Source organism: Lonsdalea britannica (genome assembly GCF_946477055.1).
Taxonomy (GTDB): Bacteria; Pseudomonadota; Gammaproteobacteria; order Enterobacterales; family Enterobacteriaceae; genus Lonsdalea; species Lonsdalea britannica_A.
Window position 1 is genome coordinate 1 of the sequence record NZ_CAMKXG010000033.1, and the last position, 19,517, is coordinate 19,517.

14 protein-coding genes and 1 pseudogene are annotated in these 19,517 nt (G+C 55.1%); 5 read left to right on the plus strand and 10 right to left on the minus strand.

The genetic code is table 11. The features are described 5' to 3' along the window. The 3 genes and pseudogenes from Q7O77_RS04155 to trxA form a co-directional block, all read right to left on the minus strand. A pseudogene (locus Q7O77_RS04155) lies at positions 1-415 on the minus strand (undecaprenyl-phosphate alpha-N-acetylglucosaminyl 1-phosphate transferase); the annotation flags it as partial. Positions 416-646: 231 nt separating this feature from the next. After that, a complete protein-coding gene (gene rho, locus Q7O77_RS04160) occupies positions 647-1,906 on the minus strand; it encodes a transcription termination factor Rho (RefSeq protein ID WP_027063767.1) in 1,260 nt (419 codons plus the stop codon). A gap of 427 nt (positions 1,907-2,333) precedes the next feature. Further along, a complete protein-coding gene (trxA, locus tag Q7O77_RS04165; RefSeq protein ID WP_026739280.1) occupies positions 2,334-2,660 on the minus strand; it encodes a thioredoxin TrxA in 327 nt (108 codons plus the stop codon). Positions 2,661-2,786: 126 nt separating this feature from the next. Here trxA and rhlB point away from each other — a divergent pair, with 126 nt between their 5' ends. The 3 genes from rhlB to Q7O77_RS04180 all read left to right on the plus strand — a co-directional run bounded on the left by rhlB (position 2,787) and on the right by Q7O77_RS04180 (position 7,550). Continuing rightward, complete coding sequence (gene rhlB / locus Q7O77_RS04170) at positions 2,787-4,076, plus strand: ATP-dependent RNA helicase RhlB (RefSeq protein WP_304163753.1); 1,290 nt, start codon at positions 2,787-2,789, stop codon at positions 4,074-4,076. Positions 4,077-4,089: 13 nt separating this feature from the next. Next, entirely contained in the window at positions 4,090-5,586 is a 1,497-nt protein-coding gene (gene gppA / locus Q7O77_RS04175) for a guanosine-5'-triphosphate,3'-diphosphate diphosphatase (protein WP_304163762.1), read from the plus strand. A gap of 170 nt (positions 5,587-5,756) precedes the next feature. Next, positions 5,757-7,550, plus strand: coding sequence for a glycoside hydrolase family 28 protein (locus tag Q7O77_RS04180; RefSeq protein WP_304163754.1), 1,794 nt, complete (start codon positions 5,757-5,759; stop codon positions 7,548-7,550). 127 nt (positions 7,551-7,677) lie between these two features. Here the strand turns inward: Q7O77_RS04180 and rep are convergent, their stop codons facing one another. Beyond that, the gene (gene rep / locus Q7O77_RS04185; RefSeq protein WP_304163755.1) at positions 7,678-9,702 is read right to left on the minus strand and encodes a DNA helicase Rep; all 2,025 of its coding nucleotides are present in this window, start codon (positions 9,700-9,702) and stop codon (positions 7,678-7,680) included. A 160-nt stretch (positions 9,703-9,862) separates the two neighbouring features. Between rep and ppiC the strand changes: the two genes are divergently transcribed. Continuing rightward, positions 9,863-10,144 carry a peptidylprolyl isomerase PpiC gene (gene ppiC, locus Q7O77_RS04190; protein ID WP_026739275.1) on the plus strand — a complete coding sequence of 94 codons (282 nt, stop codon included), beginning with the start codon at positions 9,863-9,865 and terminating at the stop codon, positions 10,142-10,144. A gap of 137 nt (positions 10,145-10,281) precedes the next feature. Here the strand turns inward: ppiC and ilvC are convergent, their stop codons facing one another. Then, the gene (ilvC, locus tag Q7O77_RS04195) at positions 10,282-11,760 is read right to left on the minus strand and encodes a ketol-acid reductoisomerase (protein ID WP_304163756.1); all 1,479 of its coding nucleotides are present in this window, start codon (positions 11,758-11,760) and stop codon (positions 10,282-10,284) included. Positions 11,761-11,926: 166 nt separating this feature from the next. Between ilvC and ilvY the strand changes: the two genes are divergently transcribed. Next, a complete protein-coding gene (gene ilvY / locus Q7O77_RS04200; RefSeq protein WP_085652154.1) occupies positions 11,927-12,817 on the plus strand; it encodes an HTH-type transcriptional activator IlvY in 891 nt (296 codons plus the stop codon). A gap of 10 nt (positions 12,818-12,827) precedes the next feature. Here the strand turns inward: ilvY and Q7O77_RS04205 are convergent, their stop codons facing one another. The 5 genes from Q7O77_RS04205 to ilvM all read right to left on the minus strand — a co-directional run bounded on the left by Q7O77_RS04205 (position 12,828) and on the right by ilvM (position 18,377). Next, positions 12,828-13,556 carry a DUF2461 domain-containing protein gene (locus Q7O77_RS04205; protein ID WP_304163757.1) on the minus strand — a complete coding sequence of 243 codons (729 nt, stop codon included), beginning with the start codon at positions 13,554-13,556 and terminating at the stop codon, positions 12,828-12,830. A gap of 135 nt (positions 13,557-13,691) precedes the next feature. Then, entirely contained in the window at positions 13,692-15,236 is a 1,545-nt protein-coding gene (ilvA, locus tag Q7O77_RS04210) for a threonine ammonia-lyase, biosynthetic (RefSeq protein WP_304163758.1), read from the minus strand. Positions 15,237-15,241: 5 nt separating this feature from the next. Next, entirely contained in the window at positions 15,242-17,092 is a 1,851-nt protein-coding gene (gene ilvD, locus Q7O77_RS04215; protein WP_304163759.1) for a dihydroxy-acid dehydratase, read from the minus strand. A 78-nt stretch (positions 17,093-17,170) separates the two neighbouring features. Then, on the minus strand, positions 17,171-18,097 hold the full coding sequence (locus Q7O77_RS04220) for a branched-chain amino acid transaminase (protein WP_304163760.1): 927 nt from the start codon (positions 18,095-18,097) through the stop codon (positions 17,171-17,173). Positions 18,098-18,134: 37 nt separating this feature from the next. After that, positions 18,135-18,377, minus strand: coding sequence for an acetolactate synthase 2 small subunit (gene ilvM / locus Q7O77_RS04225; protein WP_085652149.1), 243 nt, complete (start codon positions 18,375-18,377; stop codon positions 18,135-18,137). Positions 18,378-19,517 lie beyond the last annotated feature (1,140 nt).

Sequence of the window (19,517 nt, forward strand, 5' to 3'; positions counted from 1 at the left end):
GATAGTTGAAAGGCCCGAGACTGAGATTCCAGTCACCGAAGATGTAACCCAGGTGTTGGAGCGTCAGGCCAGCAAATCCCATCATCGCCGCGGCGACCGCCGCTTGCACCGTCGCGCGTAGCCGCACGCTGATATCGTAGCGATCATCGAGCGCACCGACGACGACCAGAATCCCCGCGCAGACCAGATAGAGTCGGGCATGGGGAATGTAGTCATCGGTCATGAGAAAAGTGAAGCAGACCCCGGCATAAACCGAAATCCCTCCCACCAACGGTATCAGTCCCTGATGACGTTTGCGGAAGTTGGGGCGATCGACCAGCCCGCTTTTTCTTGCCACTTTGCGAGCCAGCAGCAGAAAAAGGAAAGAAAACAGAAATGTAGACGCTAATTGAGTACTCATCATGAGTATGTTCACGATTTACAGCGCTTGATAATACAACTGGCTGTTTTATGAATGCCTTATTTTTACCTAACTTTTCATAGACAAAAGCATGAAGAGCACAGGACAAAACGGTATATGGGCAAGGCATGAGGTGATGCACTAAGCAGCACGTGATTACGCCAAAACTCTTCCACGCGAGCATTATAGAGCAAAATAAAAAACGCCACGACTCAGCGTGGCGTTTTCTCAAACCGGTAGCGTAATTTACGAACGCTTCATCATGTCGAAGAACTCATCATTGGTCTTCGTCATGGCCAGTTTGTTAATCAGGAATTCCATCGCGTCGATCTCACCCATCGGGTGGATGATCTTACGCAGAATCCACATTTTCTGCAGCTCTTCGGAGCTGGCAAGCAGCTCTTCTTTACGCGTACCGGAACGGTTGTAGTCAATGGCCGGGAAGACGCGTTTTTCTGCGATTTTACGAGAGAGGTGCAGTTCCATGTTACCGGTACCTTTGAACTCTTCGTAAATCACTTCATCCATCTTCGAACCGGTATCGACCAGCGCGGTGGCGATGATTGTCAGGCTACCGCCTTCCTCAACGTTACGCGCCGCACCGAAGAAACGCTTAGGACGATGCAGGGCGTTGGCGTCTACACCACCGGTCAACACTTTACCGGAGGACGGAACGACGGTGTTGTAGGCACGAGCCAGACGGGTGATGGAGTCCAGCAGAATGATGACGTCTTTTTTGTGCTCTACCAGACGTTTCGCTTTCTCAATCACCATTTCGGCAACCTGAACGTGGCGAGACGCCGGTTCGTCAAAGGTAGACGCGATAACTTCGCCTTTTACCAGACGCTGCATCTCGGTCACTTCTTCCGGACGTTCGTCGATCAGCAGCACCATCAGCACGCAGTCCGGGTGATTGTAGGCAATGCTCTGCGCGATATTCTGCAGCAGCATGGTTTTACCCGCTTTCGGCGGCGCCACAATCAGACCACGCTGACCGCGACCAATCGGAGAAGCCAGATCCAATACGCGAGCCGTCAAATCCTCGGTAGAACCGTTGCCGCGTTCCATACGCAGACGCGAATTGGCATGCAGTGGCGTCAGGTTTTCGAACAGAATCTTACTGCGGGCATTTTCCGGTTTGTCGTAGTTGACTTCGTTAACTTTCAGCAGAGCGAAATAACGTTCGCCTTCTTTGGGGGGGCGAATTTTACCGGAAATGGTATCGCCAGTACGGAGGTTGAAACGACGGATTTGGCTGGGAGAAACGTAGATATCATCAGGACCGGCGAGGTAGGAGCTGTCGGCGGAACGTAGAAAACCAAACCCATCCTGCAATATTTCCAGCACACCATCGCCGAAAATATCTTCGCCACTCTTTGCATGCTGCTTCAGTATGGCGAAAATAATGTCCTGTTTACGCATGCGGGCCAGGTTTTCCAGCCCCATATTTTCGCCAAGAGTGATCAACTCAGAAACTGGCGTATTCTTTAATTCGGTAAGATTCATAATGGTGGGTTCTTAAACTCGGGGTAAATCTCGAACTATTAACGTGAATGGTATGGCAGGATCATCCGTGCCTCTTATAACGGCCTTCAATCACCGAATGCCAGCTTTGTGCCGGACTGAATCATGCGGACTCTGCGCATACACACGGCAAAGATCGAAGTAACCTTCAAAACAAATTAATTTATAACTGTCAGATTGCCAAACCGGGGGGAAGAACATCGTTAACTTAAATGACTTTTTCCGATTTTGACACAGGATATTACTTTAGATTCTAACTTTAGGCTCAAGCCCGAAGAGCTCAAACTACAGGTAAGTACGATATGCAGTGAGGATGAATCTAGCATGCTTCCCTGTGGGCGTCCAGCGGTCAGTAAGAGAAATTCTCATTGCCGGAAGACGCCCAGGGAACCGCCCTGTTCAGTGCGAATTACAGGTTAGCTTCGATGAACTCTTTCAGCTGACCTTTGGATAATGCACCAACTTTCGTGGCCGCCACTTCGCCATTTTTGAACAGCAGCAGAGTCGGGATTCCGCGAATACCATATTTAGGTGCCGTAGCCGGGTTTTCATCAATGTTGAGTTTGGCTACAGTTAGTCTGTCCGCGTATTCCTCGGAGATTTCATTCAGAATGGGAGCGATCATTTTACAAGGACCACACCATTCAGCCCAGAAATCAACCAGCGTTACGCCCTCGGCCTGCAATACGTCTTTATCGAAAGTGCCGTCGGTCAGGTGAATAATTTTATCGCTCATGTTTTACTCCGCAGGATTATGTCCAACCAGTTGGTGTAGCATTAACCAACCTTGGGGTTGGCTTTATTTCTTATTTCACTGGATACGCTTTCGTAAAGCAATAGTTAGCTGATATTCTACCATACTATGAGCAAAACACACTTAACCGAACAGAAGTTTTCCGACTTCGCACTGCACCCGCAGGTTATAGAAGCGCTTGAAAGTAAAGGGTTTCATAACTGTACGCCGATTCAGGCACTGACATTGCCGCTGACGTTGTCAGGCCGTGATGTCGCAGGTCAGGCGCAAACCGGTACCGGCAAGACGCTGGCGTTTCTGGCGTCTACTTTCCATTATCTGCTTTCCCATCCCGCTTCGGCTGAACGCGAAACCAACCAGCCTCGCGCGCTGATCATGGCGCCGACGCGTGAACTCGCCGTGCAGATCCACGCAGACGCCGAAGCGCTGGCTAAAGCCACCGGTTTGAAACTGGGCCTGGCCTATGGCGGCGACGGCTACGACAAACAGCTGAAGGTGCTGGAGAGCGGCGTTGATATTCTGATCGGCACTACTGGTCGTCTGATCGACTACGCCAAGCAGAACTACGTTAATCTGGGCGCAATTCAGGTTGTCGTGCTGGATGAAGCGGATCGTATGTACGATCTGGGCTTCATTAAAGATATCCGTTGGTTGTTCCGACGCATGCCAGCCACCGACCAGCGTCTTAACATGCTGTTTTCCGCCACGCTGTCCTACCGTGTTCGCGAACTCGCTTTCGAGCAGATGAACAATGCGGAATATGTGGAAGTAGAGCCGGAACAGAAAACAGGTCACCGCATCAAAGAAGAGCTGTTCTATCCCTCTAACGAAGAGAAGATGCGCCTGCTGCAGACGCTCATCGAGGAAGAGTGGCCGGACCGTTGCATCATCTTCGCTAACACCAAGCATCGTTGTGAAGACGTTTGGGGTCATCTGGCTGCCGATGGTCACCGCGTCGGACTGCTGACGGGCGATGTGCCGCAGAAAAAACGCCTGCGCATTCTGGAAGATTTCACTCACGGCAATATCGACATTCTGGTTGCGACCGATGTCGCCGCACGCGGCCTGCATATTCCATTGGTCACGCATGTCTTTAACTACGACCTGCCGGATGATTGCGAAGATTACGTTCACCGTATCGGTCGTACCGGCCGTGCTGGTGAAAGCGGCTGTTCTATCAGCCTGGCTTGCGAAGAGTACGCGCTAAATCTGCCTGCGATTGAAGAGTACACCGGGCATCGTATTCCGGTCAGCAAGTACAACAGCGAAGCGCTACTGAGTGATTTTCCGCCGCCGAAACGCCTGACGCGTCCGCGTTCTGCTTCCGGCCCGCGCCGCCAGAATTCACAGCGCCGCAGCAGTGGTCCTCGTAACAACAACCGTAGACGGCCGGGTTGATGCTCTCATGTCGATGCTAAGTTCTTCTTCGCTCTACGCTGCCATTGATTTGGGCTCCAACAGTTTTCATATGCTGGTCGTCCGGGAAGTGGCCGGTAGCATACAAACCATGTCCCGCATCAAACGCAAAGTCAGATTGGCCGCGGGACTGGACACGCAGAGCTGCCTGTCCCAGGAAGCGATGGAGCGCGGCTGGCAATGCCTGAAACTGTTCTCGGAACATCTGCAGGACATCCCGCAAGATCAGGTACGCGTCGTTGCGACGGCGACTCTCAGGCTCGCCTCTAATGCCGATGAGTTCCTGGACAAGGCAAAACGCATTTTGGGCGTGCCGGTTCAGGTAATCAGCGGAGAAGAAGAAGCTCGACTTATTTATCAGGGCGTGGCCCACACGACCGGCGGTCCGGAACAAAGACTGGTCGTCGATATCGGCGGTGGCAGCACTGAACTGGCGACCGGCACCGGCGCAGAGACCAACCAGCTGTTCAGCCTGCCGATGGGCTGCGTGACTTGGTTGGAACGCTACTTCGCGGACCGTAATCTGGGCGAGGCAAATTTTGCCCGCGCTGAAGAAGCGGCGCGAGAAATGGTGCGTACGGTAAAAGATAGCCTGCTGGCGCAAGGTTGGCAGATCTGCGTCGGTGCCTCCGGCACCGTACAGGCGCTGCAGGAGATCATGGTCGCACAAGGGATGGATGAGTACATCACGTTAGCCAAGCTGCAACAGCTTAAGCAACGTGCGATTCAGTGCGGCAAGCTGGAAGAACTCGAAATCGATGGGCTGACGCTAGAGCGCGCGCTGGTTTTCCCAAGCGGCCTGTCCATCCTGCTGGCGATCTTCCACGAGTTGGGCATCCAGACCATGACGTTGGCAGGCGGTGCGCTTCGCGAAGGACTGGTGTACGGCATGCTGCATTTGCCCATTGGGCAGGATATCCGCTCCCGTACCCTGCATAATCTGCAACAGCGCTATCTTCTTGATGGCGAGCAGGCGCGGCGCGTCAGCGCGTTGGCGGACAATTTCGCACAGCAGTTGGTTCAGGACTGGCAGTTGGACGATCGATGTCGGGAGCTCCTACGCAGCGCGAGTCTGATTCACGAAATCGGACTCAGCATCGACTTCCGTCAGGCCTCCCATCACGCCGCTTATCTCATCCGCAACAGCGATCTCCCCGGGTTTACACCGGCTCAGAAAAAACTCCTGGCCACCCTGCTCCACAACCAATGTAATACGCTCGATCCTATTCCACTAACGCAGCAAAATGCGCTGCCGGTGTCTCAGGCGCAGCATTTATGTCGCCTGCTGCGACTGGCGATTATCTTCGCCAGTCGTCGCCGGGACGATACGCTGCCTGCCGTCAGGCTCCGTGCGGAAGGTGAAACGCTGCGGGTCATTTTACCTGCCGGATGGCTGTCCCTGTATCCGCTGCGGGCCGAAATGCTGGAGCAGGAAAGTCGCTGGCAAAGTTATGTCCACTGGCCGCTCCTCATTGAGGAAAGCCCTGATTGACCCATCAGTAAAGGGTAACATTTTGTTGCCCATACCTTCCCTCGCTCCTCAAAATCTGCGATGTTTTTCCAGCCCTGAATCGATACAGGACGTATCGTTGCCGTAACGTGATGTTTTCATTAAAAATCATCATTACAGCTACCCCTATATTTAAAATCTAAGGATCAAGGATGAAAGGATTCTCCCTGAGCGCGGCCGCCGCATTGCTAGTATTTACCTGCGCATCGTCAGCTGCCGACAACCCTCCCCAACAGCTGCGCATACCCACGCTCGCCTACGATGATCATAGCGTCGTATTGGTGTGGGACGCGCCGGAAGACACATCCAATATCGTCGACTATCAAATTTATCAGGACGGAAAGCCTATCGGCCTGGCCAGCGAGAACCATGCGGCCAGCTCGCCCGCCAGCCCCTATATCTCTGCGTTCTATAAAAACGATACCGACCACTTTCAGCATCGGATCGTCATACACAACGCACGGATTGATAACCTGAAGGCGGAGACTCAATATCAGTTTACCGTACGGGTCATTTATGCCGACGGCACAGTATCCAGCGACAGCAACGTCGTTACCGCCACAACTACCCGCGAGCCGCAGGTGTTGAACATTACCCAATACGGCGCGAAAGGCGATGGCGTGACGCTGGACACAGCCGCCATTCAGAAAGCCATCGACGCCTGTAACGCGGGCTGCCGCGTGGATGTCCCTGCAGGCGTATACAAAACCGGCGCCCTGTGGCTGAAAAGCGATATGACGCTGAATCTGGTCAAGGGCGCAACGCTGCTGGGTTCCGACAACCCTAGCGATTATCCCGACGGCTATACGCTGTATCCCTACTCCAGTTTTACCCGCCCGGCATCGTTGATTAACGCGATCGACAAAAACAGCAGTGCGCCGGGGACGTTCAAAAACATCCGCATCGTGGGTCAAGGCGTCATCGATGGTAACGGCTGGAAACGTGCGACCAACGCCACGGTGACGGATGAAGCCAACACGACGCTGCCGCAATACGTGGCCAGCAACAGCAGCAAAGTGAGTCAGGACGGAATTTTAGCCAAAAATCAGGTGGATAAGCTGGTCAATAACGGCGTTGACGCCAAATTGGCCTACGGTCAGGGCCGCTCCAGCCTGATGACGCTACGGGGTGTGGAAAACGTCTACCTTGCCAATTTCACCGTCCGCAACCCTGCGTTCCACGGCATCATGCTGTTGGAAAACCACAATGCGGTGGTGAATGGTCTGACGCACCAGACCTACGACGCGAACAACGCCGATGGCGTGGAGTTTGGTAACAGCCAGAACGTGATGGCCTTCAACAACGTCTTTGACACCGGCGATGATTGCATCAACTTCGCCGCCGGTACGGGCGAAAACGCCAGCCAGCAAGAACCCATGAAAGGCGCATGGCTGTTCAATAACTATTTCCGTATGGGACATGGCGCGATAGTGACCGGCAGCCACACCGGCGCCTGGATACAAGATATTGTGGCGGAAAACAATGTGATGCAGAAAACCGACGTCGGCCTGCGCGCCAAGAGCGCGCCGGATATTGGCGGCGGCGCGCATGGCGTGATATTTCGCAATAATGCGATGAAGAATATCGTTAAACAGGCGGTAGTCGTCACGCTGAGCTATTCGGACGCTAACGCGACCGTGGATTATCCGGCAGCCCAAACGCCCGCTCGCTTTTACGACTTTGCGGTCAGTAACGTCACGGTGCAGGGCACTTCCGGCGCCTATCCATCGATTGAGATCGTCGGCGACAGCGACAAGGGGATTTGGCACAGTCAGCTTAACTTCAATAATGTGACGCTGGACGGCGTCCCTCCCGCCTCAATCGACGATGTTCAGGATAGTACGTTCAATCACGTGGGCTTCACGAACCTGCTCAACGGCACCACGCCGTGGAAAATCGGGACGGTGAAAAACGTGACCCTGGACGGCAAGACGCTGACGCAATAACGTCGGAACGAAAAATCCCGCCAGCGAGTCCTCTCGTTTGGCGGGATTTCTTTTTCCCTCTAGGCGTGTCCAGATGACGACAGCGGTCTATTGGCCTGCGTCGAAACGTAGGGTGATAGGCGCGGAACTACTCTTTGCCTCTCGCCTTCGCCAGCTGGGCGCGAATATTCGCCAAATGCCCTTGCCCTTTCTGCATTCGCTCCTGTGGGCTCACCACTTTTCTCACCGTTTCCCACTCTACGTCGTCCTGCGGCAGCTCCAGCAGAAACCGACTGGGTTCCGGACGAATTAATTCGCCATACTGACGGCGCTCGCGACACATCGTGAAGGTCAGCTCTTTTTGCGCCCGGGTGATGCCGACATAGGCCAACCGCCGCTCTTCATCGACGTTGTCTTCATCGATACTGGTCTGATGCGGCAGCAATCCTTCTTCCATCCCGACCAGATAGACATTCGGGAATTCCAACCCTTTGGAGGCATGCAGCGTCATGAGCTGCACCTGATCGAGATCTTCTTCGCTTTCGTTGCGTTCCATCATGTCTCGCAACGTGAAGCGCGTGACGACCTGCGTCAGCGTCATCGGCTCGTCCAGATCGCTTCCCTCCAGCATTTCCGTCATCCATGTGAACAGCTGGTTGACGTTCTTCATGCGCATCTCCGCCGCTTTCTGGCTGGGGGAGGTTTCATACAACCAACTTTCGTAATCTAACCCGTGAATCAAATCGCGCACCGCCGCGACCGGCTCCCGTTCCGCCTGGCGAGCAATCTCTGCCAGCCACTGCGTAAAACGCTGGAGCGATTCCAGACCGCGGCCGGTCAACACCTGAGAGAGTCCCACGTCAAAGCTGGAGTGAAACAGGCTGCGGTTGCGCTGATTCGCCCATTCACCCAGCTTCTTTAACGTGGCCGGACCGATTTCACGCTTTGGCGTATTCACAATACGCAAAAACGCGCTGTCATCGTCAGCATTGGTCAACACGCGCAGGTAGGCCAGCAGATCCTTGATTTCTGGGCGAGAGAAGAACGAGCTACCGCCGGAAATTTTGTAAGGAATGCGGTTTTGCATCAGCACTTTCTCGAACAGTCTCGACTGATGATTGCCACGATAAAGGATGGCGTAGTCGCGGTACTGGGTCTTATTAATGAAGTGATGCGCGATCAGTTCGCCGACCACCCGTTCAGCTTCATGATCTTCATTATTGGCGGTAATAATCTTCAGTTCATTGCCATACGCCAGCTCCGAATAGAGCCGTTTCTCGAAGACGTGCGGGTTGTTGGCGATAAGGATATTGGCTGCTTTTAGAATGCGTCCGGACGAACGGTAATTCTGCTCCAGTTTAATCACCTGTAACGCAGGAAAGTCGTGCTGTAGCAGTTCCAGGTTCTGCGGACGTGCGCCGCGCCAGGAATAAATCGACTGGTCATCATCGCCGACCACGGTAAAGCGCGCTCGGCTGCCCACCAACTGTTTAACCAGCTCGTACTGGCTGGTGTTGGTATCCTGATATTCATCCACCAGCAGATAACGCAGGCGATGCTGCCAGCGTTCGCGGGCCTGTTCATTACGCCGGAACAAGAGCGTTGGCAGCAGGATGAGATCGTCAAAATCCAATACGTTGCAGGCGCGCAGGTGTTCACTGTAGAGCTGATAACAGTGCGCAAACAGGCGATCCCGTTCCGAGCGAGCCAGCGCAGCGGCCTGGGGCGGTTCGATCAGATCGTTTTTCCAGTTGGAGATCGTCGAGATCAACTGTTGCAGCAGCTCTTTGTCATTCTGCAACCAGATCTCCGTCAGCTCCTTGAGCAGCGCCAGCTGGTCCTGATCGTCGAACAGGGAGAAATTGGACTTCATTTCCAGCGCGGCATATTCGCGCTTGATGATCTCCAGCCCCAGCGTATGGAAGGTCGCAATCATCAGGCCGCGACTTTCCTTTCGTCCCAGCGTCTGCGCCACACGCTCCTTCATCTCGCGGGCCGCCTTATTGGTAAAGGTGACCGCCGCGATATTACGCGCCTGATAGCCGCACTCCCGTATCAGATGGGCTATCTTCTGCGTGATAACGCGCGTTTTACCGGAACCGGCGCCGGCCAGGACCAGGCAGGGACCGGTAACAAACTCGACGGCGTGTTGTTGGCTGGGGTTTAAGCGCATGGGACATCTTGCTCTTTGTTCAAACGGAAGGCGATTGTAGCAAAAGTCGCGGAGGAGGATCGGCGGAAGTGGTCGCCGACGAGACAACGCGCATTGCTATTGGTATTGCACGCGGGTTACAGTGCCTGCCAGCAACCCCCGATTAAAAAAGGTATATTCCATGGCAAAAACAGCTTCGGCGCTGCACATTCTGGTCGATACGGAACAGCAGGCCAACGACATCCTGGCCCAGTTGGAACAAGGCGCAGACTTCCAGCAGTTAGCCAAGAAGTTTTCAACCTGTCCGTCCAAACGCAACGGCGGCGACCTGGGCGAATTTCGCCAGGGCGATATGGTGCCGACGTTTGATAAAGCCGTGTTCTCCTGCGAACTGCTCAAGCCCTGCGGACCGGTCAAAACCCAGTTCGGCTATCACATCATCAAAGTGCTGTACCGCCGCTGATCTTGTGAACCGGACTGGCGGGTGATCCACCGACCATTCTCGCGCTGATGCCATTGCGGATAAGCTCGATCAAAAAGGGCGCAACTTTCGTTGCGCCCTTTTTTGTTGTCGGAATCACGTCTTATCGACGTGCAGGATTATCCTGCAACCGCAATACGTTTCATGTCGGTCATGTAGCCGCGCAGTTTCTTACCTACCACTTCGATAGGATGGTTGCGAACGGCTTCGTTAACGTCGCGCAGCTGTGCGTTGTCTACTGCGGTCGCGGCAACGGCTTTACCGATATCGCCCGGCTGCAGGCTGCTCATGAATTTCTCTTTCAGCAGCGGCACCGCGGCGTTGGCGAACAGGTAGTTACCGTATTCTGCCGTATCGGAAATAACCACGTTCATTTCGTACAGACGCTTACGGGCGATGGTGTTCGCGATCAGCGGCAGTTCGTGCAGTGATTCGTAGTAGGCAGACTCTTCGATGATGCCGGAGCTCACCATCGTTTCGAACGCCAGTTCAACCCCGGCTTTCACCATGGCGATCATCAGCACGCCATTATCAAAGTATTCCTGCTCGCTGATTTTGCCTTCGAACTGCGGTGCGTTTTCGAACGCGGTTTTACCGGTTTCTTCACGCCAGGTCAGCAGTTTCACGTCACCGTTAGCCCAGTCTTCCATCATGCCGCGAGAAAACGCGCCGGAGATGATGTCGTCCATGTGTTTCTGGAACAGCGGCGCCATCAGAGTCTTCAGCTGTTCAGACAGCGCGTAAGCACGCAGTTTCGCCGGGTTAGACAGGCGATCCATCATCAGGGAGATACCGCCCTGCTTCAGCGCTTCGGTGATGGTTTCCCAACCGTACTGAATCAGTTTTTCCGCATAGGCCGGTTCAACACCGTCAGCCACCAGTTTGTCGAAGCTCAGCAGAGAACCCGCCTGCAACATGCCGCACAGGATAGTCTGTTCGCCCATCAGGTCGGATTTTACTTCGGCTACAAAAGAGGACTCCAGAACGCCCGCACGGTGACCACCTGTCGCCGCAGCCCAGGCTTTGGCAATCGCCATGCCTTCGCCTTTCGGGTCGTTTTCCGGGTGTACTGCGATCAGCGTCGGAACACCGAAACCACGTTTGTACTCTTCACGCACTTCCGTACCCGGGCATTTCGGCGCAACCATCACAACCGTGATGTCTTTACGTACTTGCTCGCCCACTTCTACGATATTGAAACCGTGAGAGTAACCCAGCGCAGCGCCCTGTTTCATCAGCGGCTGTACGGCCTGTACTACGGCGGAGTGCTGTTTGTCCGGCGTCAGGTTAACCACCAGATCCGCCTGCGGGATCAGGTCTTCGTAAGTGCCAACGGTAAAGCCGTTTTCGGTCGCTTTGCGCCATGAAGCACGCTTCTCGGCGATGGCTTCTTTACGCAGGGCATAAGCGATATCCAGACCGGAATCGCGCATGTTAAGACCCTGGTTGAGCCCCTGAGCGCCACATCCCACGATCACGACTTTCTTGCCCTTGAGGTAGTTAGCTTCATCAGCAAATTCGTCGCGGTTCATAAAGCGACATTTGCCCAATTGCGCCAGCTTCTGACGCAGGTTCAAGGTATCGAAGTAGTTAGCCATGTGGAGATGCTCCATAATGATGTGTTAGTTGCCGTTGTTTCTTTGGGTTGCCGCCTCGGCGGCCCCGGAATAGACACATCATATGACAGGAATTGCATTGCTTAAATTGATATATTAACAACGTGGCATTGCATAATATGCAACGTGAAAATAGGGCCTGCATTCGATGGATTTACGCGATCTCAAATTATTCCTGCACCTGGTGGAAAGTCACCATTTTGGTCACACCGCTAAGGCTATGCATATCAGCCCGTCAACCCTGTCGCGCCAGATACAGCGCATGGAGGAAGACATTGGGCAGGCACTGTTTTTACGGGATAACCGTACGGTGCGACTGACCGATGCTGGCGAGCATCTAAAAATCTTCGCCCAACAAACGCTGTTGCAGTATCAGCAAATGCAGCTGGCGATGTCCCAGCACGGCCAGTCGCTCAGCGGCGAACTGCGGGTATTTTGCTCGGTAACGGGAGCTTATAGCCATTTGCCGACGATTCTGGATCGTTTTCGCGCTCGCCATCCGCTGGTCGAGATCAAGCTGACAACGGGCGATGCCGCCGACGCCGTCGACAAAGTTCGTTCGAACGTCGCCGACCTCAGCATCGCGGGTCATCCGGAACTGCTGCCGCCCAGCATGGTGTTCATCCCTATCGGCAACATTCGCATCGCGCTGGTCATCCCGACGATGCCTTGTCCTGTCCAAGTCCAAATGCAGGATCCCCACGTTGACTGGAGCCAGGTTCCCTTTATTTTGCCGCAGTACGGACCGGTCAGAAAGCTCACCGAGCGCTGGTTCCGCCATCAGAAGATCGCCAGTCCGCTGATCTATGCGACCGTCTCCGGGCATGAAGCCATGGTATCGATGGTGGCGGTAGGGTGTGGCGTGGCGCTGGTCCCCGACGTCGTGCTGGAAAACAGCCCAGAGCCCGTACGCAATCGCGTGTTCGTGCTGCAAGAGCAAATTCTGGAGCCCATCCCGCTTGGGATCTGTATGCAGAAAAAACGCCTGAGCGAACCTCTGATTGCCGCCTTCTGGGAGACGCTACAGGAGACGCAATAGCGCGGCGGTTTCAGCGAGACAACGACCGATCGGACAGGGCGTCGAACGCGCTGGCCTGCTCGGCCCGTTTCATCGTCTCAATATCCATCAGATAGCGGTATAGCGGCTCCAGCCGGGTGAAACCTTCAGCCAGTACCGTCACCAACTCGCCGTTAAACAGCGCGGACATATCCTGACGGATAGCCATTGCCGCGAACGATTTACGGTTATACCAGTGCGCCAACGCCGCAGGCTGGTCTTTGATAAGCGGCCTGCGATAGCTCTCGCCCTCCAGCACAAATTCATCGCCCAGACACTCTGCAACCTTGAGAAAACGAGGCGGATCTTCGAGTAACGTCTGCCGGAACAGCGCCATTGTGGGTCGACTGGCGCTGTAGTAGCCCAACCCGTACTGCCAACTGTCTGGCCTGATTTCAAAAAAATAGGTCGGTGCATCAGTCCAGTTTTTACGGTGGCGCTTAAAGGTCAGCCACATGTTGCTGCGATAGCGGGACTTATCGCGAGAAAAACGGGTATCCCGATGAATACGCGACAGGGTTTTTGTTGGGCGCGTTTCAAAAAGCTCATCGATATGCAGCATTGTGATGCCAAGCGATTCCACCAGCGCGCGAAACGGTGTTAAAAGCGTGGCCTCATAGTCAGATCGATGTTCTTCGAACCACTCTTTGCTGTTGTGTTGACGCACCTCCTGCAGAAAGGTGAGTCCCTGTTGCGAAAATCCGTTGAATCCTGTTGTCATGGCTCATGACCACCCTAGAAAAAATGAAGGAAACGCGTAACGGCCACCCGCTGTTCCCTCAAACGATAACGCGCCCGCTGAATAACATCCAGCGGGCGCGCATCGGTCTACCCAGACGCAAAGCTTAGCGGTGCGTTAGCCTTTCATAAAAAACCGAAAAGCCGGATTTTGGGTTTCTTCGTGACACTCATAGCCCAAATCATGCAGATGGCGTTCAAATGCTTCATCGCGCTCGGCGAGTTCAAACGCCGCCAACACGCGACCGTAGTCGGTTCCATGGCTACGATAATGGAACAGGGAGATATTCCAGTGCGTTCCCAGCGTAATGAGGAATTTCAGCAACGCGCCCGGCGATTCCGGGAACTCGAAGCTATAGAGTTTTTCCTCCAGCGGTTTCGACGGTCGTCCACCCACCATGTAACGCACATGCAGCTTCGCCATTTCATCATCAGACAGATCGACCACCTGATAACCGCCTGCCTGCAGATCGGACAGAATTTCCTGCCGTTCTTCGTGACCGCGCGTCAGGCGTACCCCCATGAAGATGCAGGCGTCTTCGTCGCTGGAGTAGCGATAGTTGAATTCGGTGATGGCGCGACCGCCCAGCAGTTGGCACAGCTTCAGGAAGCTGCCTTTCTGCTCGGGGATAGTGACCGCCATCAGCGCTTCCCGCTGTTCGCCCAGTTCGCAGCGTTCGGACACGTAGCGCAGCCCGTGGAAATTGACGTTAGCCCCAGACAGTACGTGCGCCAGTCGCTCGCCCTGAATATTGTGCTGCTGGATATATTTCTTCATCCCGGCCAGCGCCAAGGCGCCCGACGGCTCAGCCACCGCACGTACGTCTTCAAACAGGTCTTTGACGGCGGCGCAGATAGAGTCGCTATCGACCGTGATGACGTCGTCCAGATACTCCCGGCACAGACGGAAAGTCTCGTTGCCGATACGTTTGACCGCCACACCTTCCGCAAACAGCCCGACGCGGGCCAAATCCACCGGCTCACCCGCATCCAACGCGGCGCGCAGGCAGGCAGAGTCTTCGGCTTCAACGCCGATGACTTTGATTTGCGGCATCAGTTGCTTAATCAGCACCGCGACGCCCGCGGCCAAGCCGCCACCGCCGACCGGGACGAACACCCGGTCAAGATGCGCATCCTGCTGCAACAGTTCCATCGCCAGTGTGCCCTGTCCGGCGATAACCGCCGGATGGTCGAACGGCGGGACGAAGGTCATTTTTTGACATTCTGACAGTTCGATGGCTTTGGCTTTGGCCTCATCAAAGTTGGCCCCGTGCAACAGCACTTCGCCGCCGAAACCGCGTACGGCATCGACTTTGATATCCGCCGTCGCGACCGGCATGACGATCAGCGCTTTGATGCCCAGACGATTGGCGGAGAGCGCTACGCCCTGAGCATGGTTGCCAGCCGATGCCGTCACCACGCCGTGGGACTTCTGTTCATCGCTCAGCCCAGCCATCATGGCGTAGGCGCCACGCAGCTTGAAACTGTGGACAGCCTGGCGATCTTCCCGCTTCACCAGAATGTCGTTGCCCAACCGGGCGGATAGCTTGTCCATCCGCTCCAGCGGCGTGACCTGCGCGATTTCATACACCGGCGAGCGAAGAACCGCCCGCAGGTATTCCGCGCCGCAGGGGGCGTCGGAAAGGGGTTGTGAAACTGCCATCAGCTTTAGCCTCCCAGCTTGCTTTTATCCCGGACGGCACCTTTGTCAGCGCTGGTCGCCAGGCTAGCGTAGGCGCGTAATGCAAATGAAACCTGACGATCGCGGTTCTTCGGCGTCCAGGCCGCATCTCCACGAGCCAGCTGCGCTTCCCGGCGCTGGGCCAGCTCACCTTCAGTCACATCCAGTACAATACCCCGGTTCGGAATGTCGATAGCGATAGTGTCGCCGTCTTCCACCAGCCCAATCAGACCGCCGTTAGCCGCTTCCGGTGAAGCATGACCGATGGACAGACCGGACGTTCCGCCCGAGAAACGGCCGTCGGTGATCAGCGCGCAGGCCTTACCCAGTCCCATCGATTTCAGGAAGCTGGTCGGATACAGCATCTCCTGCATACCCGGACCGCCTTTCGGGCCTTCGTAGCGGATGACCACGACGTCGCCCGCTTCCACTTTACCGCTCAGGATCGCTTCTACCGCGTCATCCTGACTTTCGTAGACCTTGGCGGGACCACGGAACACCAGGCTGTTTTTATCCACGCCCGCCGTTTTGACGATACAGCCATCTTCCGCCAGGTTGCCGTACAGCACGGCCAGACCGCCGTCCTGACTGTAGGCAAATTCCTTGGTGCGAATGCACCCTTCTTTGCGGTCGGTATCCAGTGAATCCCAACGGCAATCCTGCGAGAAAGCCTGCGTGGTACGAATACCCGCCGGGCCAGCCGCATACATTTTCTTCACGCCTTCATCTTGTGTTTGCATCACATCGTAGGCCGCCAGCGTTTCCTGCAGCGACATACCCAGAATGTTGGTCACGTCGCGATGCAGCAGACCCGCGCGATCCAGCTCGCCTAAAATACCCAGCACGCCCCCGGCACGGTGAACGTCTTCCATATGGTATTTCTGCGTACTCGGCGCAACCTTGCACAGATGCGGCACTTTGCGCGACAGGCGATCGATGTCTTCCATCGTGAAGTCAACTTCGCCTTCCTGCGCAGAGGCCAACAGGTGGAGAACGGTGTTGGTGGAACCGCCCATCGCGATATCCAGCGTCATCGCGTTTTCAAACGCGTGTTTGTTGGCGATGTTACGCGGCAGCGCGCTATCGTCGTCCTGCTCGTAGTAACGTTTGGTCAGCTCGACAATGCGCTTACCGGCGTTGAGGAACAGCTGCTTACGGTCGGCATGCGTCGCCAGCAGAGAACCGTTACCCGGTTGGGATAGGCCCAGCGCTTCCGTCAGACAGTTCATCGAGTTGGCGGTAAACATGCCAGAACAGGAGCCGCAGGTCGGACAGGCGGAGCGCTCAATCTGCAGGCTGTCTTCATCGCTGACTTTCGGGTTGGCGCCCTGGATCATGGCGTCGACCAGATCCAGCTTGATCAGCTGGTCGGACAGTTTGGTTTTACCGGCTTCCATCGGACCGCCGGAAACGAAAATGACCGGGATGTTGAGGCGCAGAGCCGCCATCATCATCCCCGGGGTGATTTTGTCACAGTTGGAAATGCAGACCATGGCGTCCGCGCAGTGTGCATTCACCATGTACTCTACGGAATCCGCGATCAGTTCGCGGGAAGGCAGAGAGTAGAGCATACCACCGTGACCCATCGCGATGCCGTCATCGACCGCAATGGTATTGAACTCTTTGGCTACGCCGCCTGAGGCTTCGATCTGTTCCGCGACCAGCTTACCCAGATCGCGCAGATGTACGTGGCCGGGAACGAATTGCGTGAATGAGTTAACAACGGCAATGATAGGCTTGCCAAAATCGGCGTCGGTCATCCCTGTGGCGCGCCACAAGGCTCGCGCTCCAGCCATATTACGACCATGCGTGGTGGTGGCTGAACGGTACTTAGGCATACTCTGATTACTCCAGTTTAAAACAGATGACCGGCAGCAAAACGCGCTGCCGGTAAGAAAAGAATGTTGGTGATGTGATTAACGGTTTACCGGATCCAGCCAGCCCCATTTATCTTCTGTTTCACCCGTAAACAGCCCGAAGAATGCCTGCTGCAGCTGCTTGGTGACAGGACCACATTTGCCGATACCCACCTGAATGCCGTCAACGCTACGCACCGGGGTGATTTCCGCCGCGGTGCCGGACATAAAGACTTCGTCAGCCAGATAGAGCGATTCGCGGGACAGCACCTGCTCGCGAACTTCGTATCCTTTCTGTTTCGCCAGCGTGATGATGGCGTCACGGGTAATTCCCGGCAGCGCCGAAGAGGTGAACGGCGGCGTGAAGATGATGCCATTTTTTACTTCGAACAGGTTTTCGCCAGCACCTTCGGAAACGTAACCGTGAACATCCAGCGCAATACCTTCCTGATAGCCATGACGACGGGCTTCACTCCCCACCAGCAGCGAAGACAGATAGTTACCGCCTGCTTTGGCCGCCGTCGGGATCGTATTGGCCGCCGCGCGGTTCCATGATGAAACCATCGCATCGATGCCCTGATCCAGCGCTTCTTCACCCAGATAAGCTCCCCACGGGAAGGCGGCGATGATCACATCCGTTTTGTAACCCTCTGGCGGGTTCACGCCCATGCCGACATCGCCGACGAACACCAACGGACGGATATAAGCGCTCGATAAGTTGTTTTTGCGCAGTGTTTCGCGGCACGCTTCCATCAGTTCGTCAACGCTCTGAGACAGCGGCATACGGTAGATCTTGGCGGAGTCATGCAAACGCTGCATATGCTCGCGGTGGCGGAACACGACCGGGCCACGGTGAGAGTTATAGCAACGGACGCCTTCGAACACGGAAGTACCGTAGTGCAAGGCGTGAGACATCACGTGAACTTTCGCATCTGCCCAAGGAACCATTTCGCCGTTGAACCAGATATAGTCAGCTTTCTTTGTCATCGTTAATTTCCTTCTCGGTGCCTCAGGCACGTATCTATTATGCTCTCAGTGACTGGATCTCAACGCGCGAGATGTCCAGCAGTTTGCTTAATTGCGTTGACAGTAAATCGACCGGCCGCTGACTCGCAACGGTCAGCTCGATGTTGATCTGTGCGCCGTCGTCCTGCGACGTCATATTCATGGCGGAAACCTGAAACCCGCGATGGCGAGCGACGCGCAGCACACGCTCCAGCGTTTCTGGTCGAAAACGGGCCTGAATGGAAATCTGATGGCGTTTCATTCGCTCTCCTCCAACATAGTTTCATTGCCAGCACCGGGCGGCACTAGCGGCCAGACGTTTTCGTACGAATCGATGGACACATGCAACAGGTAAGGCCCGTCGCTGTTTAACAATGCATTCAGAGCGGAATCAATCTGGTCTTTACGTGTAATGCTTTGGCCGGGGATACCGAATGCGCTGGCCAGCATCAGGAAATCAGGGTTATCGGTGAGCGTCGTTTCGCTATATCGTTCTTCGAAGAACAACTCCTGCCACTGCCTGACCATGCCTAATCGTTGATTATCCAACAGCACGATTTTCATCGGCAGGCGCTTGCGTTTGATCGTACCCAGTTCCTGAATGTTCATCATGAAGGAACCGTCACCGGAGATACAAATGACCGTATCATCAGGCCGCGCCACCTGAGCGCCGACGGCAGCCGGAACCCCAAAACCCATTGTGCCGAGGCCGCTGGATGTAATGAAATTTTCCGGACGATTGACCTGCATATGCTGGGCGGCCCACATCTGATGCTGTCCAACATCCGTGGTGATAACGGTGTCAGCGGGCATCCGCTCCGACAAGGTTTTCAGGAGTGCCGGGGCATAAATGGCTTCGCCCGGGTGATCGTAACGCGACGGATATTCGGCTTTCATCAACGTCGCTTGCTGGCGCCAGGCATCAATACGCAGCGACTGCGTTAATGCTGGCAACAGGTGGTTTAAATCCCCCTGCAACGCCACGTGCGCCTGACGCAGTTTATTCAGTTCAGCTGGGTCGATATCCATGTGGATCACGCTGGCATTCGGGGCAAACGTATTCAGCTTACCGGTTACGCGGTCATCAAAGCGCGCGCCTACTGCGATGAGCAGGTCACACTGCTGCACCATCAGGTTTGCCGCTTTGGTTCCGTGCATCCCAATCATGCCGAGATAGTAGGGATAATTCGTGTCCACTGCGCCAAGCCCTTTCAATGTGGCGACACAGGGGATGTGCGTAGTATCCAGAAACTCGCGCAATGCGGGAACCGCCCGAGCCATTCCCACGCCGCCGCCGATATACAGGATGGGCTGTTTGGCATGAGCCAGCAACGTATTGGCATCGGTCAGCGCCTGTCTCTTATACACATCTGACGCTGCCGACGAAGAGGATAGTGTAGAT